The sequence below is a fragment of the Cedecea neteri NBRC 105707 = ATCC 33855 genome, assembly GCF_001571265.1.
Lineage (GTDB): Bacteria > Pseudomonadota > Gammaproteobacteria > Enterobacterales > Enterobacteriaceae > Cedecea > Cedecea neteri.
Genome location: NZ_BCTL01000052.1, coordinates 1 through 26,270, shown reverse-complemented (window position 1 = coordinate 26,270; position 26,270 = coordinate 1). Strand labels below are relative to the sequence as shown.

Below are 26,270 nucleotides of genomic sequence, written 5' to 3'. Positions count from 1 at the left end.
GAAACCAGGGGAATAACGGGGTTTAATAACCCTCAGGCTGATAATCTAGAACATTATCAGCCCGGAATTATCTGTATTGTAGCCAATACCCGCTATCACTTGCCCATCTTCGACAGCATCTCCGGTCGCATAAACTTATGGATAACCAGCATGAACAGCAGCGAAGGCACCAGTAAAATCAGCGCGGTAATCGACGATACCTGGTAATTCCCGGACATGCTGGCGTTGTAAAGCAGCAGCGGCAGCGTGGTGATATCCGGCGCACCGACGAAAAAGGTGCCGGTAAACTCATCCAGCGATTCCAGGAACACGAAGATCCCGGCGGCCATGATCCCCGGTAAAGCCTGCGGCAGCACGATGCGCCAGAAGGTAAACAGCGGCCCGGCGCCAAGGTTGCGGGATGCCCGCGCCTGCAGCGGATCGATGGCCGAAAAAGCGGCCACACAGATCCATATCGAATACATCAGGCCATGTACGCTGTGCACCAGCACCACGCCCGCCACCGTGCCGTTCAGCCCCCACTGATAGAACAGCCGGGCGATGTTCATATACACCGTCAGGTTTGGAAACGCCTGCGGGATCAAAAACAGCAGCATAAACATCACCCGAAACGGCATCGCCCTGCGGGAAAGTGCGTACCCTGCGGGAACCGATATCAACAGGCAAACCAGCACCGACAGCACGGCAATGAACACGCTGGTCAACAGCGAGCCGGAAACATCGCTGTACGGGCTAAACACCTGATACCAGTACTTTAATCCCCACTGGCTCGGCAAGGTATGCGGATAAAACCAGCTTTCCGCCACCGTCCAAATCAGCAGGTTCAGCAGCGGGCCGAACATCGCAAACAGCATAAAGGCCAGCAGCAGCGCCTGCAGTGGCAGGCCGAGTCGTCCTTTCAACAGTTTCATGCCTCCCCTCCTTTCTGGCGCAGGCTGTGGCGCAGATAAAACCAGGACAGCGCCCCACATATGAGCAGGGATATCACGCCCAGCGCGTTAGCCACCGCATAATCGCTGTAGGAGTTCACGCGGAATGCCATGTCCACGGTCAGCATCGTTGGCGTCCCGGTGCCAATCATCAGCGGAACGGACAGAACGGACATCATCACCACGGTCGAAAGCACCAGCGCGACGCCAACGGCCGGTAATACCTGCGGCAAAATAATGTCGAACAAAATGCGAACTCGCGAAGCCCCTAAATTTCTGGCAGCCAGCACCTGAGAAGGCTCCAGCGCAGCCATCGCCCCGCAAATAAGCAAGGTGGCAAACGCCAGTTGCTTCCAGACAAAGGTAATGATGATCCCCTTCCAGCCGAGCCAGGAAATCGTGTCCAGCGGCTGTACCAGATCGCTGGCAACCAGCATGTTATTCATCAGGCCGTTTTTGGCGAGAAACGTGCGCATCATCTGCGCGGCAACGATAAACGGAATAAACAGCGGCAGCCGGTATAGCACGCCCAGCAACCGGACAATCAGGCGGCATGAAGACAGCGTAATCACCGCCGAAATCGTAATCGACAGCACCGCCAGCAGCGCAACCGACACCAGCACGATGAAAACCGTAAACAGAATATCGTTCGAGTAAAGCGACAGCACTTTGGCAAAGTGCTGTAACGTCAGCGCTCCGGCGTCCGAGGTAAAAGCGGCAACCAGCGAAAATCCAAGAGGATAGAGAAACAGCACTACAATCATCAGCGCGGCGGGACTCACCAGCAGCAGATAGTTTAGCGAAACGCGCATAGCAAACCTTTGAGCTTGAGCGTGGCGCCCGACCTGAGCCGGGCGCCGGGAAAGGATTAGTTGGACACCTGGCTTTCATACCCTTCTTTGATGTCGTCAAAGTAAGGGGCTATCGGGAAGCTTTTGCCGTAGTCGGCGAGCGCTTTCGGGGAGATCTCGGCAAACAATTTGCTCCAGGTCGCGTCGTCCAGCTTTGGCTTGACGTACTGCGCGTCGATACCCGGATACCAGTTGAACTGCTTCACGATCCCGTCGGCCTGCACTTCCGGGCTGGTTGCCAGCGCAATAAACTCGCGCGCCAGTTCAGGCTGTGCCGCTTTGGCCGGCGTAACGTAATACATCGGCTGCCCCGGCATTCCCGGTGAAAGTAAGGCCAGCTTGATGGACGGCGGCAGCTTGCCCTGATCTTTCCAGGTGTAGAACATATCTACCCAGACCGGCCCCATGGCGATTTCACCGCGCGTCAGCATATCCAGCGTCCCGGCGTTACCCGGCGTAAAGGTCACGTTCTTGTTAAACGCTTTCAGTTTCTCAAAAGCCTGTGACCAGTTTTTCTCTACGCTCTTGTCATACGGCAAAGCGGATAAACGCTGGGCGTCGGTACCGTAGGCGTAAATCCAGCCGACGACAAAACTGACGCCTGACATGCCGTTTTTAATGCCGTTGTAGCCAAACGCCTGCGGATGTTTCGCCGCCCACTCAACCAACTCGTCGTAAGAGGCCGGCGGCGCTTTCATGGTTTCGCTGTTCCAGGCGATGGCCGTCTGGCTCAGGAACATCGGCATCACATAGCCGTCGACGTTCACGCCCAGCGCATTTTTGGCGTTGTCTGCGGTGACCATGCTGCCCGTTTTTATTTGCTGGCGGTACTTTTCCAGCAGCCCTTTTTCCACCAGTTCGCCACCCGCCTTCTGGTGCACCACCGCCACGTCGATATCCCAGGTTTTAGCCCCGCTCTGCTGCTGAGCGCTCAGTTTTTCGATGATTTTATTCGAGCCTGCGTCCCCCGGCCCGGTGCCGACCACGCGCACTTTCACCCCCGGATGCGCGGCCTCAAATTTTGGCCCCAGCCAGGTTTTGACATAATCCACCATATTCTGGTCACCTGCGGTGGCCACATTTAAAACGGTTTCCGCCTGTACGCCATAACTTAAAAACAGCGCCGTGACGGCAGCAAGCCTGGTTTTAGTAAACATAATTACCCCTCAGAGAAATAGAATGGTTCAAGCCGTATGGGACGAATTAAAAATATGTAGAGCCGACTCGGGCACGTGCAGCCTGACCGCAGAATTCAGCGGTAAATTATCGGTAGAATCGGCATGAAAAAGGCGCTGCTGGCAGCGAATAGCGTAGCGGTAGTTGTGGCCAATAAAAGCATTTTTCTCAATCACACCCTCTAGCGTTAATCCGCGTTCCGGGAGCGTGTTATTTAATAATGAAAGCGCGGCATCCGAGCTTCTGAAATAAATCTCCTGGTCGCCGTTATTATTCAGCGAGGTCAACCCCAGCGGCTGTATTTCTTCTGCCGTAATACGGTTATCGGCCCCCATAAAATCAGCCACAAAAGGCGTGGCAGGCTTTTGGTAAATCTCTTCCGGTGTCCCCGTTTGTTCTATTTGCCCGTTATTCAGCACCACGATGCGGTCAGCCATCACCAGCGCTTCCTGCTGGTCGTGGGTCACAATCACCGAGGTGAAGCCGAGTTTTTTCTGTAGCTGTTTGATTTCATGGCGCACGTTCAGCCGGACTTTAGCATCCAGGTTTGAGAGGGGCTCATCCAGAACCAGCACGTCTGGCTCAATGGCCAGCGCGCGCGCCAGGGCAACGCGCTGCCGCTGCCCGCCGGAAAGCTCGGTAATTTTCGCCCCGGCAAGACCGTTCAGGTTCACCATCTGCAAGAGTTCAAGTACCCGGGCCTGAATGGCGTCCCGCCGCCACTTGCGTAGCTTCAGGCCATAACCAATATTTTGTTCCACCGTTAAATGCGGCCATAGCGCATAGCTTTGAAAGACCATAGTGATATTTCGCTGTTCCGGCGGGCTTTGGGTAATATTATTTCCGGCCACAACAATGTGGCCCTGCCTGACAGGAATAAATCCACATAACGCGTTCAATAACGTTGTTTTCCCGCAGCCAGACGGGCCAAGCAATGCGATCATCTCGCCTTTCTTCACGGCAAGATTAATCTCTTTTAGCACCACCTTCTCGCCGTAACTAATTTGCAGGTGCGCCATTTCCAGGTAGCTCATAACGGTATCCGGGATGTCTGTTTATGTCTTTTTGCCCTGAATGAACACGTGTTCATTTCGCTGTAAAAAAAATGAAACGCCAGTCAGAGATGATGTGCGCCTACTGTGGCGTGTCTTTGTGACACTTTAATTAACCGCGATAAATTTTTAGCGAGGGGCAATGAAAATCGACGTGCTTGGCTGCGGCAGCGCTTTCTCCCGCTGGCAAAATACTTCCGCGCTGCGGATTATTGATGACGAAAACCGGCAATGGCTTATCGACTGCGGCCCTACCGTGCCCCGCGCGCTGTGGCAACGCGGCGGCGGTATCAACGATATCGATGTGCTGTTTTTCACCCATGTTCACCCCGACCACTGCACCGGCTTAACCGCCCTGCTAAATCACTGGAAGAGTTTCGCTCGCGAAAAGCCGCTGGTGATATACAGCCAGCTGGCACAGCGTGAGGTGTTGATGCAGCTGGCATCGCTAGCCAACTGGCCAGAACCTTCGCTCTGTTTCCCTATCGAATGGCGCGATAGTGAAGCGGATTTTCACTGGCAACACTGGCGGATACGCACCGCCCCTACCCGCCATGAAATGGCAAATCTGGCGCTACGCGTTGATATCCGGGAATATGCTTTTTTCTATAGCGGCGACGGGCGGCCAACCGATGATTCCATCGCGCTGATGGCCGGGGTGGATCTGGCGTTTCAGGAGTGTGCTTCGCTGTCTGAACTGGCGAAGGACGCTTCCCACGGTGATTTCCCCGGCTGCCTGAAGCTGTTTACTTCGCTGGGGCTGCCGTCCCTGGGGTTGTACCATTGCAACGATGCCATTTTGCCCGCGCTGAAGCTGGCCTGCCGCCCTCACGCGGGGCTGTTCGTCAGCCACGATGGCCTGCAGTACGATTTTCAGCAGCAGCGGTTTTACACTGAGGACTATTTGCCTTGAGTTCATCGATGCATAAACAAAGCGTCACCGCCGAAGACGTGGCCCGGCGGGCGGGCGTTTCGCGCGCCGTGGTCTCCCGCGCGCTGAGCAACAACGGCAGTATTTCCCCGGCCACGCGTGCACGCGTGCTTCAGGTAGCCGAAGAGCTTGGTTATCAGGTCAATTTTCTTGCCCAGGGGCTTAACCGCCGCCGCAGCCATCTGATTGGCGTCATCGTCTCGCGCATCCACGATCCTTTTCGCAGCAGCCTGCTCGACGGCCTGCTCAGTGAAATTCAGCGTAACGGCTTTCAGGCTCTGGTCACGGAGATCCGCTCTGAGCAGGAGCTGGCGGAAACGCTGCGTCATTTCACTCAGTTTCGCGTCTCCGGCGTAATAGTCACCTCCGGCAAGCCACCCGAAGCGCTGGTGAATGAGTGCGTGCAGCAGCATATTCCGGTGGTCGGCATCAACCGCCAGCCCGACATCCCCGGCGTGGATTATGTCTGCTCGGATAACGCCGCCGGAGCGGTGCTCGCCGCTGAACAACTGGTCAACAGCAGGTGCAAAAATTTTGGCTGGCTCAACAATCATTCTTCGACCTGGGCCGGCAGAATGCGCGGCGAAGCGTTCCGCCAGGCCCTGAACGAACGCGGCGTGGACGTTGAGAAAAATCTTGTTTCTCTGCTCTGTGCTGAAGAAGGCTATGAAGGCGGCTGGCAGGCGGCGGCTGAACTCGAAGAGATCCCACTGGGCATTTTCTGCGCCAACGCTCAGCTAGCCTGTGGCTTTCTCGACGGAATGCGCAAGCGAGGCAAAAACGCGCCGCAGGATTTTCAGCTGATCGGCTTTGACAATACGCCGCAAACGGCACAGTTCAGCTACCGGCTAACCACCCTTAACCAGGACGTGGCGGAAATCTCGCGGCTGGCGCTGGCTCACCTACTGGAGCGTGCCCGAACACCTTCCCAGCCTTCACGCACCAGTTGGGTGAAGGTCAGCATGATCCACCGACATACGTCGATTTCCCTTACCTAAGAGCAAAACATGACCGAACAACAGCAACAGGCGTTATGCACTTTAATCCGCGAAGCGGGCGCACGCGCCCAGGCGCTGCGCGATGCAGGCTTAAGCGTGGAGAAAAAAGGCCGTCAGGATTTCGTCTCGCAGGCGGATATTCTGGTTGAGCAAGAGATTAAAAACTGGCTGAAGGCCCACTGCCCGCAGGACGGTTTCCTCGGTGAAGAAAGCGGCCTTGTTGAGGGCGATAGCGGCGTCTGGGTGCTCGACCCGGTAGACGGCACGACTAACTTTATTCTGGGCATGGACTACTGGTGCATCTCCCTCGCTTACGTCAGGCAAAACGTCATTGAGCTAGGGATTATCTATGCGCCCGATCGCGATGAGTTCTTTTTTGCCCGACACGGTGCGGGTTCATACCTGAACGGCAAACCACTCAAGCTGCATGACCCGTCTCCGGAAAGCGTGGTCATCGGCCTGGGCCGCTCTAGCCGCGCCCCCGTTCCACTTTATGCACGCACCATAGAGGATGTTCTGAACGACGGCATGGAGTACCGCCGTTTTGGCGCAGGCGCACTGATGCTGGCGCACGTTGCCGCAGGCCAGGTTCACGCTTACTACGAGGAGCATATGAACAGCTGGGACGCGCTGGCCGGCCTGCTGCTGATCACTGAAGCTGGCGGCAGCAGTAATGCGTTTCTCACCAATAGCGGCCTGTTGAAAGGCAATCTGGTGCTGGCGGGCTGCACCAGTGTGCAGGAAAGGTTAATGGCGCTGCTGGCAGGCGCGGCTGATTAATTTGATTTTTAATGGCCGCTGCTTTAATTCGAGTGGCGTCCATTATTATTTTAAATAATGCCATGAATTATTATTTAAAAAAACCCATCAAGGCCAACATATAAACCCCATCAATAGATAAAAAATGAACATAAAGCTTAAGTTGCGGCAGCTCACTTTTAATTCATCTTATGAAACAAAAAACATGACATTTGAAAAATAGCATGTAGCCTATCCGCCATCAAAATATGGATATGGGCGATTTATGGCTTTACATGGAAAGTTTACTATCAGCGATGCCGATTGCCCTCCTCTTAGTTTTCCCGTCGTGGGCATTTTTCTCGCCTTTTCGGGTTATGGTGTTTATCTCAATCGAGGTGCTTACGCAATGTTACCGACCCCCCCCCCTTTGGCGGAACAACGAATAAAAGGATGATATTTTAAATGAAAGAACATTTAACCGCTGATGTTAATATTGAAGCATCTTTCTTAGGAACTGATGGAAATCTTACTTATAACCGAATTGACAGAGCACTGGAAGTTACTATGCATGGCATGATATTCAATGCTAACCATATGTCAGGTTTAGCTCTCGCCAATGGCCTTAAGAATTCAATAGCGAAAAGTGCAATTCGAGATGGCATTGACTAGCCGATGATTAATGAAATCAGATTTTATTGCTGTGCAGGGGGTAATGGTGGGATGTTTTCAGTTGCAAATGTATTAGCTTCACATATCAACAAACCCGTGAGAGCGTATACTACCCGATACTCACCCTCAGGAACGTTTGGGGGTTACGATAATAAAATGAAATGTTTCCAGCCTAAAAGAAAAAACGTTATGATCGACGGCGTGCACAAAATGTTATATTTCACTTCTGAGTATTTAATACTTCCCACCCGTCGAGCATTAAGATAAACATATATAAATATGCCACATACTTTATCAATAAGAGAGAGGATGAGGCACAACTGGAAGCTTAACCGTAAAACCCGTAGCCTGACGCTGCGGGTTTTTAGCCATTTAACGCTCAATCACAAAATCTTCATCATTGGTTCGCCAGCGCAACGGCGGCGACAGGCTGTAGTTATCTTCCTTGAGAAAACGGCGCTGTTCAAGCTCAACCCGCGACGTCTCTTCGTGAGCCTTTTCTTCCCGCATGATCTTCACTCGCGCATCTAAAAACGCGTTCAGCCAGGCTTTCTCGCCGCCCCCCTGCGCGGGTGTTTTGGCGACCGCTCTTGCCGCCGCCCGAATGCCACCAAACGCCTCCCGCTGGTTACCCGGCCCATGCATCACCAGCGCATCATAGTAAATAAATTGCCCCAGCGTGTTCAGCCCGTCTTCTTTCGCTTGCTTAACGGCGGGCTCAAGATACTGCTCCGTCAGGATGTTATCATGCGCGGCCCTGAACGCGGGATCATTTGCCGCCTGCTTCCAGGCACTAACAAAGTCAGGATCAAGCCCGGTATGGGCGCTGCTTTCTTCTTCCGCGAGCGTTTTCAACGCTGGCAGATAACCTGCAAGCGGGTTGGCCGCCCGCTGCGCGGTGTAGCGCTCCACAACATCAAGCATATCTCCATTGGCAGAAGTAAAGCCGATAAGTCCGGCGGTATAGCCGCGATCGTCGTCAATATCTTCTATATAGGCATACTGTTTTCGCCAGTCCAGCGAGGAGTTTTCCGCGCTGGACACCAGCTTCATGGCTATCTCTCTTTTGGCGGGAGAAAGCAGATCCTCTGCAGATGCCTGTGAAACCAGGCAGAGACCAACCAGTAAAAATACGCCAACCCTCGGTAACAACATCGTTTTCTCCTGAAAAGAACGCTCGTGATATAGACCCGCGCGTTCAAGGTTGGTTCTCGGAAAAACGGTTATCTTTTCAAAATACTGGCTTCTATTTTATTCGGCTGATTCATAATCCTGATGAATACCTACCAATGAAATATATTAATAAAATATAAAATATCGACGAGTGGATACATTTAATAACCATGATAAATATATACAAATAAATTAAATTACAACTCAAACCCATAGATACAACAAATACAATAGATGATATTCCATTCAACTTTTAACGGCGAACAAAAAATAACCTCTTTAATAAAACAAGCACTTTAATGACAAATATCATTAAAACATCACTGCAAAGTTGAAATGGCGTTTCACAGTGGCAATTTAATAGAGGCACTAATCATGGCGTTTAATATGGACTTCGAGAAATGACAAGTAAAACATTAAACATGTCTGGCCCTTATGCCTTTACCCGTGACGAAATTGGCAAACAAGTTACATCCACATCAGCAGGCAACTATGCTCTTGGCTATATGGACAAAAACACGTTCATAGTTTGCTATGTGGGTCGTTCAGACTCTGACGTTTGTACTCGACTGCAATCACATATCGGTAATCATCCTAAGTGCAATCATTTCAAATATTCATATGCCAGCTCGGCCAAAGCTGCCTATGAGAAAGAGTGCCAGAACTACCACGACTTTACCCCGCCAGAGAATAGTATTCACCCAGATCAGCCTAGTGGAAATACACGTCGATGGGCTTGTCCTGAAGGGTGTCAGTAATATTCAAAACCCAGCTATAGGATGGGTAAGTTAAACATTCTGAGGAGCCACCCGGCTCCTCAGAATTCCAAATTTCATTCACAGCTGCCAACTGTTATCCCTTTTTCCCGCCAGTCTGTTTCTACAACCCAGACGTGGCGCGGCCTACAATCGAGCCGAATAATTTGCTATGCGGAGTTCTGCATGTTCGGTTTAGACGCTTTTCACCTGGCGAGGATTCAGTTTGCTTTCACTGTCTCCTTCCACATTATTTTTCCTGCTATCACCATCGGGCTTGCCAGCTACCTCGCGGTACTTGAGGGACTTTGGCTCAAATCTAAAAACCCGGTTTACCGCTCGCTGTACCACTTCTGGTCGAAGATTTTCGCCGTCAACTTTGGCATGGGCGTGGTCTCCGGGCTGGTGATGGCCTACCAGTTTGGCACCAACTGGAGCGGGTTTTCCCAGTTCGCCGGCAGCATCACCGGCCCGCTGCTGACCTACGAAGTGCTGACGGCCTTCTTCCTTGAAGCCGGATTTCTTGGCGTGATGCTGTTCGGCTGGAACCGTGTTGGCCCAGGCCTGCACTTCTTCGCCACCTGTATGGTGGCGCTCGGCACCATCATCTCCACTTTCTGGATCCTCGCCTCAAACAGCTGGATGCAAACTCCGCAGGGCTTTGAGATCCACAACGGCCAGGTCGTCCCGGTTGACTGGCTGGCGGTGGTCTTTAACCCCTCTTTCCCTTATCGCCTGCTGCATATGTCGGTGGCGGCGTTCCTGAGCAGCGCCTTTTTCGTTGGGGCTTCTGCCGCCTGGCATCTGCTGCGCGGCAACGGTACACCGGCCATTCGCACCATGTTTTCAATGGCCCTGTGGATGGCGGTTATCGTCGCGCCTGTCCAGGCGATGATCGGCGACATGCACGGCCTCAATACGCTCAAGCATCAGCCGGCTAAAATCGCCGCCATTGAAGGGCACTGGGAAAACCGTCCCGGTGAGCCAACGCCGCTGCTGCTGTTCGGCCTGCCGGACATGGAGCAGGAACGCACCCGCTTTGGCCTGGAGATCCCGATGCTGGGCAGCCTTATCCTCACCCACAGCCTGGATAAACAGGTGCCTGCCCTAAAAGAGTTCCCCAAAGAAGACCGCCCTAACTCGCCGATTGTCTTTTGGTCGTTTCGCGTGATGGCCGGCTTAGGCATGTTGATGATCTTGCTTGGCGTCGCCAGCCTGTGGCTTCGCTACCGCAACCGGCTGTTTGAGAGCCGCCCGTTCCTGCGCTTTGCGCTGTGGATGGGGCCATCGGGGCTGATTGCTATTCTCGCCGGGTGGATAACGACGGAGGTTGGCCGCCAACCGTGGGTGGTTTACGGCCTGCTGCGAACCAAAGATGCCGTTTCTGCCCACGGTACGCTGCAAATGAGTCTCAGCCTCGCCGCTTTCTTTGTGGTGTACATGTCGGTATTTGGCGTCGGCTACGGCTACATGATCCGGCTAATCAAAAAAGGCCCTCAGCCGTTTGACGACCATCCCGCTGAAGGAACACCGTCCCGTCCGCTGTCTGCGGTTGCTGAATCACTTGAGGAGACGCGCTAATGGGCATCGATTTATCCGTTATTTGGTTTGTGATTATCGTCTTCGCCACCCTGATGTATATCGTGATGGACGGTTTTGATCTGGGCATTGGCATTCTGTTTCCGTTTATTCGCGGGGTTGAAGACCGCGATGTGATGGTCAACAGCGTAGCCCCGGTCTGGGACGAGAACGAAACCTGGCTGGTGCTGGGCGGGGCTGCTTTGTTTGGTGCTTTCCCACTGGCGTATGCGGTTATCGTCGACGCCCTGACTATCCCGCTCACCCTGATGCTGGTGGGGCTGATTTTTCGCGGCGTCGCCTTCGAGTTCCGCTTTAAGGCCACGCCGGCGCACCGCCCTTTCTGGGACAACGCGTTTTTGGGGGGATCGATTCTGGCGACGTTTTGCCAGGGCATTGCCGTGGGCGCGGTCATTTCTGGTTTCTCAGTGACCGGTCGCCAGTTTGCCGGCAGCCAGCTCGACTGGTTGACGCCGTTCAACCTGTTCTGCGGCCTGGGTCTGGTCATTGCCTACGCTTTGCTGGGCGCCACCTGGCTGGTGATGAAAAGCGAAGATCCTCTGCAAAGGCGGATGCGGAGCCTCACCCCGGCGTTACTGCTGGCACTTTTGGTGGTCATCGCGGTGATTAGCCTCTGGACACCGCTTCGCCACCCGAACATTGCTGAACGCTGGTTCACCCTGCCAAATCTGCTGTTCCTGCTGCCGGTTCCGCTGCTTGTGGTGCTGTTCAGCCTGTGGCTTTGGCGTAGCGTTCGGTCGACGAACAGCCTGCACGCCACGCCGTTTGTGCTGACGCTGGGGCTGATTTTCCTGGGCTTTAGCGGGCTGGGCATCAGCATCTGGCCAAACATCATCCCGCCCGGCATTACGCTGTGGCAGGCCGCCGCGCCGCCGCAAAGTCAGGGCTTTATGTTGGTAGGCGCGCTGTTTATTATTCCGATAATCCTGGTTTACACCTTCTGGAGCTATTACGTGTTCCGCGGGAAGGTGCAGCATGGCGAGGGGTACCACTGATGAAAGAAACCGCTAAACGCGTCATGTGGATGGTTATTTTATGGAGCGCCAGCGTATTCGCGCTGGCCGCAGTAGGGATGGGATTTCGCCTGCTGATGACCGCAGCAGGCTTTAAATCTTAGTTATCTGAACCGTACGCCGGGGAAGGGAATATTCCTCCCTTTCCCATTAATGCGCCATAACCCCACACTGAGCGGCCCTTAATAAAGGACCTTTTTAGTTAATTACCGTTCCCCGAAATAGCGCTCTGCCGCTTTCATACCGCGCCATTTCGCCTTCAAGTCTCGCCAATTGCGCTTTTCAGCCTCAGAGGTAAACCGGGGATGATGGCTGGCAAGATAAGCACTCAATGCCGGGTAGGCTTTTCTTTCGGCCAGGGACTGAGCATAGGCCAACTGCATGCCGGGGGAGTTCATCACGCCTTGCCGCTGAAGATCGAGAATACGCCGGTCGCGCCCCAGGTGCAGCAAAATAGCGAACCACTGCTGATACTGCTCCTCGCTCAACGTTGCCAGCCGATCGTGCATCGCAAATCCCCGGTCAGCAAAGTGCCATTTTTGCAGGTCAATAGCCCGCTGGGTCAAACGGTTAATCAACGTCTGGCCCTGTGACGAGGTGCGCAGCACTTCATCATTAAGCTGCTGCAAGGCGATATCCAACGCCCCCAACCTGACGGCATAGTTGCCGACCTCGGCCCGGCACACCACCGACGGAGAACCCGCACATTCTTCATCAAGCGCCAGAAGCTGTTCGCGGGTGGTGATTTTTTTTTCCGGTTGTGGAATAGCATCAAGCGTCTGACGGATCTGCGCATTGCCGGGCGTTTTACGTAACTGTTCGCTTAATAGCGCAATCGCTTTATCGTTGTGGTTGAAATGGATATAGGCTTCAGCAAGCCAGAGCGTCAGTCGGATACTTTCCGGCGCCAGTTTGTGGGCATGCTGAAAACTGTCGATCGCCTGCGGCTCGTTATTGGAGAGAAGCGCTTTTTTCGCCCTTGTGATATGCGGATAAACTTTAAAGTAGCGGTAATCACTTAACCCGAGGTCATCCCTGGAACCTTCCGTCGTCGCCAGCGCGTATCCGGCAATCATCAGGCCACAGGCCAGCGCCATCAGCCATTTCAGACACGGCCTCACGATAATTCTCCAATAAGGCTGGAGATTTGCAAGCTGCTCAGCCCGGCGGTGTGCATCAGCCCGCTCAACGAAGGCTGCAGTTTTTTCTGCTGTTCCAGCGCGTGATCGACCGCGGACTGCCCGACGACGCCTTCCTGCACCAGAAAATCGCCAAATTGCATGTCGCTGCGCTCATAGCGCAGCAGAACGGCTTTCAGCACGGCCGCATCCAGATAGCTTTCGGTGATCAGTACTTCCGCAAACAAGATTTGCCCGGAGACATACTCGTGCCATAGCGCTTCTGCCCGCTTCGGGCTCAGCATTCCCGCTGCTGCCGCTCTGGAAAGCAACGCAAATTGCTCAGTATTTTGCGCTTCGCCATATCCGTGTCTTAGCCCCACCACAACCTCACCACGAGGCACGATAACATAGCGCACAGGTCGGCCAATCTTACGTGCCAGCGCTGCCAGCGAAACGGGATCCAGCAGGCTTTCACTGGCGAGAACCAACCTGTCTGGCTCTTCTCGTAGCGGCAATACGGCGTAATGACGTGCCACCCCGGAAGGTAACTCAGCGATGAGTCGCTTATCGAGGCAGCGGCAATCCATGCGCTCCATGGGTACACCAGCCTGTTCTGCCAGCGCCTGGGCAAGTTGCAGCACGTTGATAACACCACTTCTCAGTAAACGTCCGCCAAGCTTCAGGCCTGGAATGTGCTGCTGTATGGCCTCATCCAACTGAGCCTGGCTAATCATGCCGTGTGCCATCAGTATTTCACCCAACGGGCGCAGGGCCGGGTTCCGGGGCAGCACATGAGGAAAGTCATGCCGGGTTTTATCCCAGGCCACACGGCGCGGATCGCCGTGCAGGAGCACCTGGCGGATAGCACGGCAATTAGCCATAAAATTGATCAGTGCCCCCCAAAATAGCCGCGGAATACTGAGCAATCCCTGCCTGAGTCCGTAAAAACCGGTGACGAAAATAATACGCTGCAGAATGCGGTTGGCCATCAGGCCAAGGTTGATCCACAGCAGGATGACGAACCATTCGTCACAGCAAAAAATCGACATGAATTGCCAGGCGTCATCCACGGTATGCTCATATATCCCTAGCCCCCCCAGCTGAATCGCTATCAGCATCACGCCAAAACCCACAAAATTTACCAGGCCACTTTTCCTGTCTCGCCAAAGGAAATAATTTAGCCTCCAGCTCGACGTCCAGCGGTGGGTTTTGAACCCCTGGAAGACAGTGCCGATGATCCAGCGTGATTTCTGCCGTACCGCCTCGCGAAACGTATCCGGGAAATATTCACGGACGCAAACCACATTAGCCATTCGCCGTCGTGCGCCAAACGGCCTCTTCCGCTCATCGGCATCGTCCACCACCTGAAACCGGCAGAAAGTCTCCGTCATGCCTTTTTTTCGCAGGCGGAAACTGATGTCGTACTCTTCGCTCAGGCTTTGTGCGTCGAAAGCCCGGCCCTCACCGTCGGCAAGCAAAGCAAGCACGGCCCGGCGACTAAAACAGGTTCCTACGCCAGCGCTGGGCACTTGCCCCGCCAGGACTTCACGGACGGGCACATCTTTACCCTGCAGTTCGGAATACTCGTCCAGATAACTCAGGCTGGTGAAGTGCTTCCAGCTTCGCTCAAGCGGGTAAACAGGCAGCTGAATGAGGTCGTAGCGGTCGACAAGCGAGTTAAACAGGCGCAGCTCAAGCGGCGAGATAACATCCTCCGCATCATGGAGGACAAAGCCGGAAAAGCTAAAACAGGCGTTGCGCTCAAACTGGAAAACGGCATCCAGGATGTTGTTCAGACAGTCAGCTTTGCTCGTTGGGCCAGGCCGGGCGCAAACGACTTTATGCACGTTGGGAAAACGGGCGCAAACGTCTTCGACGTCGCGTTGGGTTGTGGCATCGTTCGGGTAGACGCCAATAAAAATATGGTAGTTTTCGTAGTCAATCGACGTCGCCGCAAGGCGGGTCATTTTGCCTACCACGCCCGTCTCATGCCAGGCTGGCACCAATATTGCTAACGGTTTTTCCTGGAGCTGAGGCAACGTCTTGCGGCTGATATGCGGATGTTGACGATAGACGGTACAGGCGCGCCACAGGCGACGCAGCCAATACACAGCATCAATAAAAAGGTCATCTATTCCACTGATAAATATCAGAATAGACAAACCTATCGCGATTACTTTGACCCCATAAAGATAGCTCGAAAAGTAATCCACCCACCCGTCCATGCCTCACTCCAGAGGTTAGTTGCCGTTTATCTGACCGCGGTTTTTCGTCGCCACCAAAAATGTTACCAGTATCATAGGGGAACAGAATATTCTGATAAAGCGCAATACTTCATTTATTTTTAATTTAAACCGCAAATAAACTGGCAATTAACTTTTAAACCAGTGAAAGACTCTGAAATTAACAAATTAAACAGCCCATACACATCAAGCAGGATGGGGGAGCCTTTTTGCTTTGCCGTCTTTCGAAAACGAGGCCGCCAGGTCAAAATAGCGCTCCGCAACTGCCGTTTACCACTGGATAAAATCGAACATGACCTATAGCTGGCTTATTCTCGCAATCGTCGCCGAAGTGATTGCTACCACTGCGTTAAAACTTTCCGATGGTTTCAGCCGCCTGTGGCCCAGCGTCGTGACGATTCTGTTCTATGGCGTGGCGTTTTATGCGCTGTCTATCACCATGCGCACTATCCCAACCGGGATCATTTATGCGATCTGGTCGGGTGCCGGGATAGTCTTGATAGGCATGATTGGCTGGCTTTTCCTGGGGCAGAAGCTTGACTGGCCGGCGCTGGCGGGTATGGCGCTGATTATTCTTGGCGTACTGGTGATTAATCTCTTCTCCAAATCCGTTGCCCATTAATGAAAACGGGCTGTCTTAAAAAGGCAGCCCGCGTCCGTCGTTAATTCTGCTCCGCCACCATGATGGCCATTGTGTCCGGCTCCAGCGCGCGAAAAATATGCGGCTGATCTGCCGGGTAACAAATATAGTCCCCAACGCCCAGCTCAGCAGCAGACTCCGTCAGGCCGACCAGCGCCCGCCCCTGCGTCACAATCATATGCTCCACCGACCCCGGCGGATGCGGTTCCGACAGCCTCGGCGTTCCGGGTTGAGCCTCCACCAGATAGATATCCCGACGCACACCCGGCGGGCAGGTTGCCAGCAAAATAGCCACATAATTTGCCTGTTCGGCGGCAATGCGGCTGCCTTCGCCCCGGCGAATAATCTGCGTTCTGGCACTTTGCGGCTCCAGCAGCGTGGCAAACGGAATATTCAGCGCCACGCACAGCGCCCAAAGCGTTTCCAGGCTAGGATTACCGTTTCCCGCTTCCAGCTGCGAGAGCGTGGATTTTGCAATGCCGGCCCTGCGGGCCACTTCCGCCAGCGACAGCCCTGTACGCCCGCGTTCCCGCACCAGACTTTTGGCGATGGTGTCTATTGGCTGAGTCATAAAACTCCCCCACTGTTCGGTAAAATGAACGATTCGTTCGCTTGATATGGTAACAGATTGCGGTCATTATAATGGCGATTTCGTTCGATATGGAAACCATTAGATGATGCGTGAACATCTCCGCACCCTGCCCGGGGACACCAAAAAAGCGATATTTCTGGTCTGCCTTGCCGTCGGCGTCGTGGGCGTGTCCTACGGCTCCCTTGCGATGGCATACGGCTTTCCCCTCTGGCTGCCGGTTCTGGCCTCTTTTGTGGTGCTGGCAGGAGCATCCGAATTTATGTTTATCGGCATTATCGCCAGCGGCGGTAATCCTTTTGCGGCCGCGATGGCTGGCCTGCTGGTCAACGCCAGGCATATTCCGTTTGGCGTCGCCGTGCGGGAACTGGTGGGCACGCGCCTGCTAAGCCTGCTGGGCTGCCATATCATGAACGACGAGAGCGTCGTTTTCGGCCTGTCACAGGCCACGCCTGAAAAACGCAAAGCCGCCTACTGGCTCTGCGGGGCGGGCGTCGCGCTCTTCTGGCCCGCAGGTACCCTGCTCGGCGCAGGCGTGGGCAGCCTGCTTCCCTCCCCGGAGGTTATCGGGCTGGACGCGGTTTTCCCGGCGATTTTGCTGGCGCTGGTGATCCCGGCCTTTAAAAGCCGTACGACCCTGGTTCGCGCCTCAACCGGGGCCGCCATTTCACTTGCCGCCACGCCTTTCGCCCCCGTCGGGCTGCCGGTGCTGCTTTCAATGTTAGGCCTGCTGGCGAGGAAAAAATAATGACCAATACATTTACAGTGCTTGCCGGACTGGCCGTACTTTCAGCAGGCACCTGGCTGATGCGCTTTAGCGGCGCAAAGCTCGGCAGCAAGCTGGCGCTCTCCGACCGTGCACAAAAGCTGCTTAACGACGGGGCAACAACCCTGCTGTTTTCGGTGGCGCTGGCAACCACCTTTTTTGAAGGCTCTCATTTCGCAGGATACGCCAGGTTTGCAGGCGTGGCCGTGGCGGTGTTCCTCGCCTGGCGCAAAGTACCGCTAATCTTCGTGATCATCGCCGCCGCGCTGGTGACGGCGCTCCTGCGTCTGGCCGGTATTCACTAATGGGCTGCCGCCTTTACGGCGGCCTCCCTGCATACATCATGTTAACCACAGCGCAACAAAACATCTTCCTTGCCCGTTTTTACCTTGCTGACAAACCTTTAACTCACTTTTGATAAGTCGAATAGTTCCGCGCCGGGATTATCGCTAGAGTAGCCACGTTCCGTGCTGAAGCTGGAAAGCCCCTCACCCCAGCCCTATCCCCTTTGGGGAGAGGGGGAAAACAGGCAGCACCTTACGACTAAAAAAAACACACACGAGGCGTGGCAAGATGGCAATAAAAAACCAGCTGAACATTATCCTGTTATTAATTGTGACCGCCCTTTTCTCCGGCCAGACCCTGGCCGAGCGCCACGGACATGAATACTTCGTGGTGAAAGATATCGATATTCAGCTTAGCCACCAGGCAGACAGCGATGAACTTCGCCAGGCGGCAGAAGATTCCGCTGATGATTTCCGCGAACACCATCATGCGGTCACCCACAGACGGCCAGCCACCTATTTGCGTTAAGTCGATTTTCAACAATCGTTAGTAGATTTTCTTCGTTCTCATCCTTTATTGCCTGAGTTGTTATGAGTTTCAAGGCGCTGCGGGCGCCGCTAACAACCAAACAATAAAGGATAACACCATGTCATCATCGCCTCGCCAGACCGCTATCGCTCGCGGGCTGGCATTAGCAGCAGCCTTTGCTGCTTTCAGCACCAGCGCCGCCCCGGTTAAAGGCGGGGAATTGGTCTACCTGGAACAACAGGCTCACACCAACCTTTATCCTCCGGCCGGGGGCTTCTACCCCAACGGCGGGATCCTGAACCAAATCACCGACAAACTGACCTGGCAGAACCCTAAAACGCTGGAAGTTGAGCCGTGGATTGCCGAATCCTGGACCAGCAATGCCGACAAAACCGAATACACCTTCAAGCTTCGCCCTGGCGTGACGTTCTCCGACGGCACTCCACTGGACGCCAACGCGGTAGCCAAAAACTTTGATACCTATGGCCTGGGCAATAAAGCCCTGCGCCTGCCGGTTTCCGAAGTCATCAACAACTACGATCATAGTGAGGTTGTTGACCCGCTGACCGTGAAATTCTTCTTTAAAAAACCCTCTCCGGGCTTTTTACAGGGCACGGCAACCATCGGCTCCGGCCTGGTTTCCCTGAAAACGCTGGCCCGTACCTTTGATGAGCTGGGCGATGCCCGCAATATCATCGGCTCCGGCCCGTTCGTGGTGCAAAACGAAACCCTGGGCCGCGAAGTGGATTTAGTCGCCCGTAAAGACTATCAATGGGGGCCGAAAAACAGTCCGCAGCAGGGGCCAGCCAACCTCGACGGCATCAAGATTCTGGTCACGCCGGAAGACAGCGTACGCATAGGTGCGCTGCTGGCGGGACAGGCCGATTTTATTCGCCAGGTACAGGCCTACGATGAGAAGCAGGCCACCGACCAGAAGTTCCCTATCTACGCGGCCCCCACCCGTGGCGTGAACGACGGCATTGCGCTGCGCCCGGATAACCCGCTGGTAGCCGACGTTAAAGTTCGCCAGGCGCTGCTGCACGGCACCAACGCGCAGCAGGTTGTTGACACTCTCTTCTCCGCCAACTATCCGGTGGCTACGTCGGTGATTGCCAGCACGGCAGCCGGCTATGTTGACCTGCGCGATAAGCTGAAATACGACCCGGCGCTGGCAAACAAGCTGCTCGATGAAGCTGGCTGGCAAAAAGGCAGCAACGGCATTCGCCAGAAAGACGGCAAACCGCTGGCGCTGACCATCTACGAATCTCTGCCGCAGCCGCAGAACAAAGAAGTGCTTCAGCTGGTAGCCCAGCAATGGAAGCAAATAGGCGTGGGCCTCAGCGTGCGTGCCGGAGATGCCGGTAGCCGGGTGCTGGATACCAACAATCCGCAGAAAACCGGGGTTAACGTTATCGAAGTGGGCCGCGCCGATCCGGATGTGATTAAAAGCCAGTTCCACCCGGCCAACCGTGATGCCCTGCTGCAAAAAGGCGGCCTCAGCGCTACCTCGCAGTTTAGCGACGACAAGCTGAATGCCCTGCTCGTAGGGATCTCTTCCGAAGTCGATCCGCAGAAACGCCTGGCGCTGGCGGGAGATGCCCAGCGCTATCTGATTGACCAGGCCTACGTGATCCCAATTTTTGAAGAGCCGCAGGTCTTTGCCGGTGCACCGTGGCTAAAAGGCGTGGCGTTTGAAGCCGTAGGCCGCCCTTCGTTCTACGCCGCCTGGCTTGAAAAACACTAAGGAGCAGCCATGACACGTTATCTGGCCGGGCGTGCTGCCCAGGCGTTGCTAGTACTGTGGGCGGCCTATAGCGTGTCGTTCATTCTTCTGCAACTCTTGCCGGGCGATGCCGTCCTGATCAAATTCCAGAACCCGGATCTCGGGCTTAGCGCCGCGCAAATTCAGGAGATGCGGGTGATCTACGGCGAAAGCACCCCGCTTTGGCAGCAATATTTGACGACGCTAGGCCATATGCTGCGCGGGGAGTTTGGCTACTCCATCGAGGCTGGCGTGTCCGTCAGCCAGCTGATTGCCGCCAATCTTCCCTCGACGCTCCGCCTGGCCGGGCTGGGGTTTGCCGCCGCCATTATTCTCGCCGTGAGCATTTCAGCGGCCTCTACGCTCGCACCGCTTCGCTGGCTTCGAACGGTATTTGCCAATCTTCCGGCTCTGTTCATCGCCGTACCGACCTTCTGGCTCGGCATTGCGCTAATCCAACTTTTTTCCTTCCAGTGGCGGCTAATTCCGGTGATCAACCCCGGTTTCTGGCAGGGGCTGATTTTGCCGGTCGCCACGCTTGCGGTGCCCATTAGCGCCCCACTGGCCCAGTTGCTGATGCGAAACATCGACCAGGTGCTGACTCAGCCGTACGTCGCCGTTGCCCGCGCAAAAGGCGGCAGCCGGGCAGGTGTCCTGTGGCGACACGTCGCCCGCAACGCCCTGCTGCCGGTGCTAACGGTGGCCGGTTTGCTGTTGGGTGAACTGATTGCCGGGGCGCTTATCACCGAAACTGTTTTTGGCCTTAACGGCCTGGGACAGCTGACTCAGCGGGCGGTGAATAATCAGGACGTCGCCGTGTTGCAGGCGGTGGTGATGATTTCCGCCCTGAGCTTCGTGGTCATTAACCTACTGGTGGATGTGATTTATCCCCTGCTCGATCCGCGCCTTAAGTCTATTCGGGGAGTAACCGCATGACGACCGTTGATATCAATACCCCGCTGCCGCGAAGGACGGAGCGCCGGTTCTCCGGCTTTCGCGCTAACATTCAGCCCGGGCTTTGGCTGGCCTGGTGCACGCTGATTATCGTCGCGCTTTGGGCGCTGTTCCCGTCGCTGTTTACTCAGTGGAGCCCTACCGAAGGCGTGCCGGGTGCGCAGCGTCTTGCCCCCCAGGCCGGGCACTGGCTGGGCACCGACCAGCTTGGGCGCGATCTCTACGCACGCATTGTCTGGGGGGCATCTCACTCGCTTTCCGGCGCGCTGGTGGCCGTAGTGCTTGGCCTGGTAGTCGGCACCACACTTGGCGTCCTGGCCGGGGCAACCGGCGGCAAGACTGAACACGCGCTAATGCGCGGCGTCGACGTACTGCTGGCAATCCCCGGCCTGCTGCTGTCGCTCAGCGTTATTATTCTGCTTGGTTTCGGCACGGTGAATGCGGCCATCGCCGTCGGGATTACGTCGATTGCCAACTTTACCCGCCTGGCCCGTGCGGAAGTGGTTCGCATCCGCCATAGCGATTACGTCGAAGCCGCCGTCGGCAGCGGCGGCACATTCCTGCAGGTGCTTTGGCGGCATATTTTGCCGAACGCGCTGACCTCGGTGTTCGCCTTTGCCGCACTGCAGTTCGGCTCCGCTATTCTGGCGCTGTCTACGCTGAGTTTTCTGGGTTACGGCACCCCGCCGCCGACCCCGGAATGGGGCTTACTGATTGCCGAAGGCCGGAACTACCTGGCAACAGCCTGGTGGCTATCCACGTTCCCAGGCGTTGTAGTCGTGGCCGTGGTGTTGGCCGTCAACCGCGTTAGCCACCATTTTGCCCGGAGGTCGTCATGAGTACGCCGCTATTGAAAATCACCGATCTGAGCATCGCCTGGCGCCAGCGCGGCGGTAACAAACGCGTGGTGCACAACGCCTCCTTTAGCCTGCACGCTGGAGAAGTGCTGGCGATAGTCGGTGAATCAGGATCGGGGAAAACAACCCTCGCCCAGTCGATTATTGGGCTGCTGGGTGAAAACGGCATTATCGAATCTGGCGTAATCCAGCTCAATGGGGAGGCCATCAGCCGCTGGTCAGAACGCCAGCTCGACGCCCTGCGCGGGGCCAGCATCAGCCTGATCCCGCAGGATCCTGGCAGTTCGTTAAATCCTGTAAAAACCATCGGCCAGCAGGTGGCCGAGGTGCTGAAGCTTCATACCCGCCTGCCCGGAGCCGAGCGGGAAAGCCAGGTGGTTACGCTGCTCGAAAAAGTGGGGCTCAGCCACCCTACACAGCGGGCCAACCAATACCCACATCAGCTTTCCGGCGGGATGAAACAGCGGGTGCTGATCGCCATGGCTATCGCGCTTAAACCCGCGCTAATTATTGCCGATGAGCCGACCAGCGCCCTGGACGTTACGGTACAGAAGCGCATTCTCGATTTGCTGGATACCCTGCGTCGTGAATCCGGTACGGCGGTGCTGTTCGTTACGCACGACCTGGCGCTGGCCGCCCAGCGTTCCGACCGTATTCTGGTGTTCCGCGACGGGCGAATCCAGGAGTCAGGCCCAACCGCTGAAGTGGTGAAGCACCCTAAGAATCCTTATACCCGCCAGCTGTTTGCAGATGCGCCTGGGCTGTCGCGCACGCTGCGGGCCTGGCCTTTACGCGCCCCGCAAACGGCGTCCATCGAAATTCGTAACCTAAGCCAGCACTTCTCCCTGGGAAAAGGCAGCGACCAGACGCTGCGGGCGCTGGACGACGTTTCATTTACCGTGGCCAAAGGCACCACCCACGCGCTGGTTGGCGAGTCCGGGTCGGGTAAATCGACGCTGGCGCGTATTCTGCTTGGCTTCCAGAAACCGGATAGTGGGCAAGTGCTGATTGACGGCATCGACACCACCGATCTCAGCCCGGAAGCGCGCCGTCAGCTCCGGCAAAAAATTCAGCTGGTGTATCAGAACCCTTTCGCCTCGCTGGATCCGAGCCAGACGCTCTTTCGCATTATCGAAGAGCCGCTGCTTAACTTCGGCAAACTGTCGAAGGCCGAGCGGCGCGCCAAAGTAGAAGCGATTACCGAACGCGTGGCGCTCCCGCTGGAGGCGTTGACCCGCAAACCTCGCGAACTTTCCGGCGGGCAGCGGCAGCGCGTGGCGATTGCCCGCGCGCTGATTCTGCAGCCGCAAATTCTGGTGCTGGATGAAGCCACCTCCGCGCTGGATGTGACGGTGCAGGCGCAAATTTTACGTCTGCTCGACGACTTGCAGCGGCAGCTCGGCCTGACTTACCTGTTTATCTCGCACGATCTCGCCACCGTCCGCCAGCTGGCGCACAGCGTTTCCGTTTTGCGCGCCGGTGAGCTGGTGGATAACGGCCCAATTGCCGACGTATTTAACGCCCCGGCCAGCGATTACACCTGGCAGTTGCTTAACGCTATTCCCGATATTGGCTCCGGCCATAAGGACGTTGCATGACCTTCAAACGACTGGGCTTTTTTACTCGCCTGCTTGACCACGCCCCGGCCGCCGAACGCTATCGACTGGCAACGGAACAAATTATTCACGCCGAATGGCACGGCTTTGACGCCGCCTGGGTCGCACAGCACCACTTTCACGAAGCCGAAGGCGGCCTGCCTGCTCCGCTGGTTTTTCTGAGCCACGTGGCGGCGCACACCCGGCGCATACGGCTTGGCACAGGCATTATTACCCTGCCGATGGAGTCCGCGCTGCGCGTGGCAGAGGACGCGGTTGTGCTGGATTTGCTCAGCGGCGGACGCTTTGATCTTGGCGTCGGTTCTGGCGGCACGCCGGGTTCTTTCCCGGCTTTTGGTCTGCAAAGCGCGGAAAGGGGAAAAATTTACGCAGACAATCTCGCGCTGCTGCGTTCGGCCCTGAGCGATGAGCCGCTTGCGGGCACGGATAACCACCTTTACCCGGCCTCCCCGCAGCTAAAAAATCGCATCTGGCAGGCAACGTTTTCCGTCGATGGCGGCGCGCGGGCAGGAAAAGCAGGTGACGGGCTGATGCTTTCCCGCACTCAACCTCGTCCGGTCGACGCGCTGGATACCCCGCTGGATGAGATTCAAAACCCGATCATCGATGCCTATCTGGACGCCTTGCCCGAAGGCATTGAGCCTCGCATCCTGGGCTCAAGAACCGGTTTTGTCACCGACGACGGCGAACTGGCCAGGCAGCTCGCGGCCAAAGGGCTGCGCCAGCAGGCAGAACAGCACCGGGCGCAGGGGCATCCGGTTTTGGGCGATACGCTGGATAGCCATATTGCTTCGTTTGACGTTCACCTGGGCACGCCGCAGCAGGTTATTGCCTCCCTGCTCCGCGACAGAACGCTCCAGCGCGTGACCGATCTTTCGTTCCAGGTGCATTCCATCGATCCGCCGCACGCCTACATTTTGCGTTCCATCGAACTGCTCGCGCAGCAGGTTGCCCCGGCGCTTGGCTGGGTTCGCAGCAGCGCCCGCCCAACCTCTACCTCGTCATTGTCTAAGGAGTCATTATGAGTCATTCGGATTTGCTCAATCATCTGGCGGACATAATTCCCGGCACCGCGCTTGCAGAAGCGCGGGAAATCCGCGAAGCCGCCACAGTCCACGCCCAGGGCAGCTATGAGGCGCTTTTCGGCGAAAGCAACGCAAGTGGGCTGACATTAGTGGAAAGGCTTCATCTCGGCAGACGAGTGGCGGAATGGCACGACGATGCCCGGCTCACGGACCATTACACCCAGCGTCTGGCTGGCCAACCCGCCAGCGAGCGCTTTAGCACTCTGCTCGATCATGCTGAAAGACTGAGTTTCCAGCCGGTGCAGGCGGGCCCGCAGGACGTTCAGGCCCTGATTCAGGTGGGCTTTAGCGAAGAAGAAGTGGTGACACTGTCACAAATTATTGGCTTCGTGGCCTTTCAGAGCCGCCTGCTGCGCGGGCTGCGCCTGATTGGCAGCCAGCCGGTAGACGGCGAGCAGGTGCGCATTCCCGCCGCCGGAGAGTGGCACCGCCAGCCGTTAACCGCCAGCGGCAAATCCGCCCCGGTGGCGTTTACCCAGGCCGAGCTTAACTGGGAACCGTGGATAGCCGCCCTGCCTTATGCGGAATACGGCCCGGAACAGCAAGAAACGCTCAAGCGTTTCGGGCACCAGGACTCCGATTATTTTCGCCTGCTGGGGCGCAACCTGCTGGTGCTGGAGCAGCGTACCCTTACCGACAAAGGGATTTTTTATACGCCAGGCGGTTTGCCCCGCGCCGAGCGCGAACTTGCCGCCACCGTTGCCAGCAAGGTAAACGGCTGCATTTACTGCGCCTCTGTTCACGCCCGTAAGGCCAGCCAGCTTTCAAAACATAACGAAGCCATCGAACGTCTGCTTGCCATCGAACCTGGCGGGACGCTGAGCGACGGGCAGTCCCCCCGCTGGCAGGCGGAAATTAACTTTTCAGCGGCGTTATCCGCCACCCCGGCAAGCGCCAATGCTCAACAGATACACGCTCTGAGGGAACTGGGATTAAGCGAGCTTGAGCTGCTGGATTTGGTGCAGTCCACGGCCTTTTTCGCCTGGGCAAACCGTCTGATGCTGACGTTGGGCGAGCCGTTTAACTGAGAGATAATGTTGAAAGGAAAATCCCCCACCTGAAGAGGCGGGGGAACAACACACGGCTACTGCATAGATCTGCTCGGATGTTTTGCCAGCAGCCGATCAACGTTTTTGCCACCCAAACTCAATGCCGTTATTGCCAAATGATCGGCATTATGCAGGGCAGTTTTCAATCTACTCAACTTGAGGCGACTCTTTTCAGTGACTTTGTTTCGGTAAGTTTCATCCTTAATTTCATTATGAAAACGTTGGAATGAAGTTATTGCGGCCTTAACGTAGTCTGAGGCAGAGTCCTCCATATGCCCAGGCCTGTCGGCATAAACATAATCTTGTGCATGACGCCCGAATGTTCCTGTATATATTTCCTGGAAGGCGTCATTCCGTTGAACCCCAAAAACATGTGAACTTTCATGCATCAAGGTCACCACATTTTCAACGTAACCACTGGTAATAAAATAAGAGCTGGTGAAGAAGAACATTGGTTGCCCATTACGGATAAAGGCTTGAGCTTCTTTAGGATTCATTTTAGGATCGTAAACAGTAGGGCTAGTCGCCAGTTTGTCCCGCATATGTTCAAAGTTCGCCAGAAGCTCATTTTTGAATCTTGAGGTTTTGATTTTTTTCCGGCTCGAACTCCCTTCAAATATGGCTCTGATTTTTTCTTTGGTATCTTTGTCGAGATTCTTCTGTTGCATTTTTTCTATCGCAATATCAAGCACGTTTAGGGCAACCTTTCTTTCATACTCAATTCTTTCGTCGTTAATTTGATAAGGTTCGTCTGGGGCCAGACCATTCTCATCTCGCAGAGAAACGGGATTGTTTCGCACCATCCGGAACAGATTCAGCCCGTCCACCGTGCCCGCCGGATCAGCGCTCAGCCAGCGGCCCGCCCACGGCTGGTAATAACGGTAGCCG

The 26,270-nt window shown here is 55.5% G+C and carries 28 protein-coding genes; 19 read left to right on the top strand and 9 right to left on the bottom strand.

From position 1 onward, the window contains the following. Window positions 1–95: 95 nt before the first annotated feature. From CNE01S_RS19860 to CNE01S_RS19845, 4 genes are read right to left on the bottom strand one after another with little or no spacing between them, the layout of a single operon-like run. Window positions 96–911 carry an ABC transporter permease gene (locus CNE01S_RS19860; protein WP_061277939.1) on the bottom strand — a complete coding sequence of 272 codons (816 nt, stop codon included), beginning with the start codon at window positions 909–911 and terminating at the stop codon, window positions 96–98. Next, window positions 908–1,741 carry an ABC transporter permease gene (locus CNE01S_RS19855; RefSeq protein ID WP_061277938.1) on the bottom strand — a complete coding sequence of 278 codons (834 nt, stop codon included), beginning with the start codon at window positions 1,739–1,741 and terminating at the stop codon, window positions 908–910. Before CNE01S_RS19855 ends, CNE01S_RS19860 begins: the two co-directional genes overlap by 4 nt. A gap of 56 nt (window positions 1,742–1,797) precedes the next feature. After that, window positions 1,798–2,937: an ABC transporter substrate-binding protein gene (locus tag CNE01S_RS19850; RefSeq protein ID WP_061277937.1), complete on the bottom strand. Its 1,140-nt coding sequence runs from the start codon at window positions 2,935–2,937 to the stop codon at window positions 1,798–1,800. 27 nt (window positions 2,938–2,964) lie between these two features. Continuing rightward, on the bottom strand, window positions 2,965–3,990 hold the full coding sequence (locus CNE01S_RS19845; protein WP_061277936.1) for an ABC transporter ATP-binding protein: 1,026 nt from the start codon (window positions 3,988–3,990) through the stop codon (window positions 2,965–2,967). A gap of 160 nt (window positions 3,991–4,150) precedes the next feature. Between CNE01S_RS19845 and CNE01S_RS19840 the strand changes: the two genes are divergently transcribed. The 5 genes from CNE01S_RS19840 (at window position 4,151) to CNE01S_RS26145 (ending at window position 7,614) form a co-directional block, all read left to right on the top strand. Next, entirely contained in the window at window positions 4,151–4,921 is a 771-nt protein-coding gene (locus tag CNE01S_RS19840; RefSeq protein ID WP_061277935.1) for an MBL fold metallo-hydrolase, read from the top strand. 8 nt (window positions 4,922–4,929) lie between these two features. Next, window positions 4,930–5,937, top strand: a complete 1,008-nt coding sequence (locus tag CNE01S_RS19835; RefSeq protein WP_061277934.1) for a LacI family DNA-binding transcriptional regulator — start codon at window positions 4,930–4,932, stop codon at window positions 5,935–5,937. A 9-nt stretch (window positions 5,938–5,946) separates the two neighbouring features. Next, window positions 5,947–6,717 carry an inositol monophosphatase family protein gene (locus CNE01S_RS19830; RefSeq protein ID WP_061277933.1) on the top strand — a complete coding sequence of 257 codons (771 nt, stop codon included), beginning with the start codon at window positions 5,947–5,949 and terminating at the stop codon, window positions 6,715–6,717. Between the two features lie 423 nt (window positions 6,718–7,140). Beyond that, complete coding sequence (locus CNE01S_RS19825; protein WP_061277932.1) at window positions 7,141–7,347, top strand: hypothetical protein; 207 nt, start codon at window positions 7,141–7,143, stop codon at window positions 7,345–7,347. A 3-nt stretch (window positions 7,348–7,350) separates the two neighbouring features. Continuing rightward, window positions 7,351–7,614 carry a hypothetical protein gene (locus tag CNE01S_RS26145; RefSeq protein WP_500784346.1) on the top strand — a complete coding sequence of 88 codons (264 nt, stop codon included), beginning with the start codon at window positions 7,351–7,353 and terminating at the stop codon, window positions 7,612–7,614. Between the two features lie 105 nt (window positions 7,615–7,719). Here CNE01S_RS26145 and CNE01S_RS19820 read toward each other — a convergent pair whose 3' ends face one another. Next, entirely contained in the window at window positions 7,720–8,502 is a 783-nt protein-coding gene (locus CNE01S_RS19820; protein WP_061277931.1) for a chitosanase, read from the bottom strand. A gap of 419 nt (window positions 8,503–8,921) precedes the next feature. Here CNE01S_RS19820 and CNE01S_RS24715 point away from each other — a divergent pair, with 419 nt between their 5' ends. The 4 genes from CNE01S_RS24715 (at window position 8,922) to CNE01S_RS24710 (ending at window position 11,991) form a co-directional block, all read left to right on the top strand. After that, window positions 8,922–9,278: a hypothetical protein gene (locus CNE01S_RS24715; RefSeq protein ID WP_072279185.1), complete on the top strand. Its 357-nt coding sequence runs from the start codon at window positions 8,922–8,924 to the stop codon at window positions 9,276–9,278. A gap of 183 nt (window positions 9,279–9,461) precedes the next feature. Continuing rightward, complete coding sequence (locus tag CNE01S_RS19815; protein ID WP_061277930.1) at window positions 9,462–10,856, top strand: cytochrome ubiquinol oxidase subunit I; 1,395 nt, start codon at window positions 9,462–9,464, stop codon at window positions 10,854–10,856. Beyond that, window positions 10,856–11,869: a cytochrome d ubiquinol oxidase subunit II gene (gene cydB, locus CNE01S_RS19810; RefSeq protein ID WP_061277929.1), complete on the top strand. Its 1,014-nt coding sequence runs from the start codon at window positions 10,856–10,858 to the stop codon at window positions 11,867–11,869. The genes CNE01S_RS19815 and cydB overlap by 1 nt, the downstream gene beginning before the upstream one ends. Beyond that, window positions 11,869–11,991, top strand: a complete 123-nt coding sequence (locus CNE01S_RS24710; RefSeq protein ID WP_071842737.1) for a DUF2474 domain-containing protein — start codon at window positions 11,869–11,871, stop codon at window positions 11,989–11,991. The genes cydB and CNE01S_RS24710 overlap by 1 nt, the downstream gene beginning before the upstream one ends. 102 nt (window positions 11,992–12,093) lie before the next feature. On the opposite strand, the gene CNE01S_RS19805 is transcribed toward CNE01S_RS24710, so the two are convergent. Both CNE01S_RS19805 and CNE01S_RS19800 read right to left on the bottom strand, forming a co-directional pair. Then, window positions 12,094–13,008, bottom strand: coding sequence for a tetratricopeptide repeat protein (locus tag CNE01S_RS19805; protein WP_082763252.1), 915 nt, complete (start codon window positions 13,006–13,008; stop codon window positions 12,094–12,096). After that, a complete protein-coding gene (locus tag CNE01S_RS19800; protein ID WP_061277928.1) occupies window positions 13,005–15,233 on the bottom strand; it encodes a glycosyl transferase family protein in 2,229 nt (742 codons plus the stop codon). The genes CNE01S_RS19805 and CNE01S_RS19800 overlap by 4 nt, the downstream gene beginning before the upstream one ends. 310 nt (window positions 15,234–15,543) lie before the next feature. On the opposite strand from CNE01S_RS19800, the gene CNE01S_RS19795 reads away from it, so the two are divergent. Beyond that, on the top strand, window positions 15,544–15,873 hold the full coding sequence (locus tag CNE01S_RS19795; RefSeq protein ID WP_039293274.1) for an SMR family transporter: 330 nt from the start codon (window positions 15,544–15,546) through the stop codon (window positions 15,871–15,873). A gap of 40 nt (window positions 15,874–15,913) precedes the next feature. Here the strand turns inward: CNE01S_RS19795 and CNE01S_RS19790 are convergent, their stop codons facing one another. After that, window positions 15,914–16,462, bottom strand: a complete 549-nt coding sequence (locus tag CNE01S_RS19790) for a helix-turn-helix domain-containing protein (RefSeq protein WP_008461431.1) — start codon at window positions 16,460–16,462, stop codon at window positions 15,914–15,916. A gap of 106 nt (window positions 16,463–16,568) precedes the next feature. Between CNE01S_RS19790 and CNE01S_RS19785 the strand changes: the two genes are divergently transcribed. From CNE01S_RS19785 to CNE01S_RS19745, 9 genes are all read left to right on the top strand, one after another. Beyond that, window positions 16,569–17,228, top strand: a complete 660-nt coding sequence (locus CNE01S_RS19785) for an AzlC family ABC transporter permease (RefSeq protein ID WP_039306238.1) — start codon at window positions 16,569–16,571, stop codon at window positions 17,226–17,228. Next, window positions 17,228–17,551 (top strand): AzlD domain-containing protein, encoded by a 324-nt coding sequence (locus CNE01S_RS19780; protein WP_061277927.1) that lies wholly within the window; start codon window positions 17,228–17,230, stop codon window positions 17,549–17,551. The genes CNE01S_RS19785 and CNE01S_RS19780 overlap by 1 nt, the downstream gene beginning before the upstream one ends. Window positions 17,552–17,819: 268 nt before the next feature. Next, window positions 17,820–18,059, top strand: a complete 240-nt coding sequence (locus tag CNE01S_RS19775) for a DUF2554 family protein (RefSeq protein WP_061277926.1) — start codon at window positions 17,820–17,822, stop codon at window positions 18,057–18,059. A gap of 118 nt (window positions 18,060–18,177) precedes the next feature. Beyond that, window positions 18,178–19,803, top strand: coding sequence for a TIGR04028 family ABC transporter substrate-binding protein (locus CNE01S_RS19770; protein WP_061277925.1), 1,626 nt, complete (start codon window positions 18,178–18,180; stop codon window positions 19,801–19,803). Window positions 19,804–19,812: 9 nt separating this feature from the next. Next, complete coding sequence (locus CNE01S_RS19765; RefSeq protein WP_061277924.1) at window positions 19,813–20,757, top strand: ABC transporter permease; 945 nt, start codon at window positions 19,813–19,815, stop codon at window positions 20,755–20,757. Next, window positions 20,754–21,614, top strand: coding sequence for an ABC transporter permease (locus CNE01S_RS19760; RefSeq protein ID WP_061277923.1), 861 nt, complete (start codon window positions 20,754–20,756; stop codon window positions 21,612–21,614). Before CNE01S_RS19765 ends, CNE01S_RS19760 begins: the two co-directional genes overlap by 4 nt. Beyond that, window positions 21,611–23,230: a dipeptide ABC transporter ATP-binding protein gene (locus tag CNE01S_RS19755; RefSeq protein ID WP_061277922.1), complete on the top strand. Its 1,620-nt coding sequence runs from the start codon at window positions 21,611–21,613 to the stop codon at window positions 23,228–23,230. The genes CNE01S_RS19760 and CNE01S_RS19755 overlap by 4 nt, the downstream gene beginning before the upstream one ends. Further along, a complete protein-coding gene (locus tag CNE01S_RS19750; protein WP_061277921.1) occupies window positions 23,227–24,273 on the top strand; it encodes a putative FMN-dependent luciferase-like monooxygenase in 1,047 nt (348 codons plus the stop codon). Before CNE01S_RS19755 ends, CNE01S_RS19750 begins: the two co-directional genes overlap by 4 nt. After that, complete coding sequence (locus CNE01S_RS19745; RefSeq protein WP_061277920.1) at window positions 24,270–25,361, top strand: alkylhydroperoxidase domain protein; 1,092 nt, start codon at window positions 24,270–24,272, stop codon at window positions 25,359–25,361. The genes CNE01S_RS19750 and CNE01S_RS19745 overlap by 4 nt, the downstream gene beginning before the upstream one ends. A 56-nt stretch (window positions 25,362–25,417) precedes the next feature. Here CNE01S_RS19745 and CNE01S_RS25855 read toward each other — a convergent pair. Then, a partial coding sequence (locus CNE01S_RS25855) for an RHS repeat-associated core domain-containing protein (RefSeq protein ID WP_255212431.1) occupies window positions 25,418–26,270 on the bottom strand: 853 nt, incomplete at its 5' end.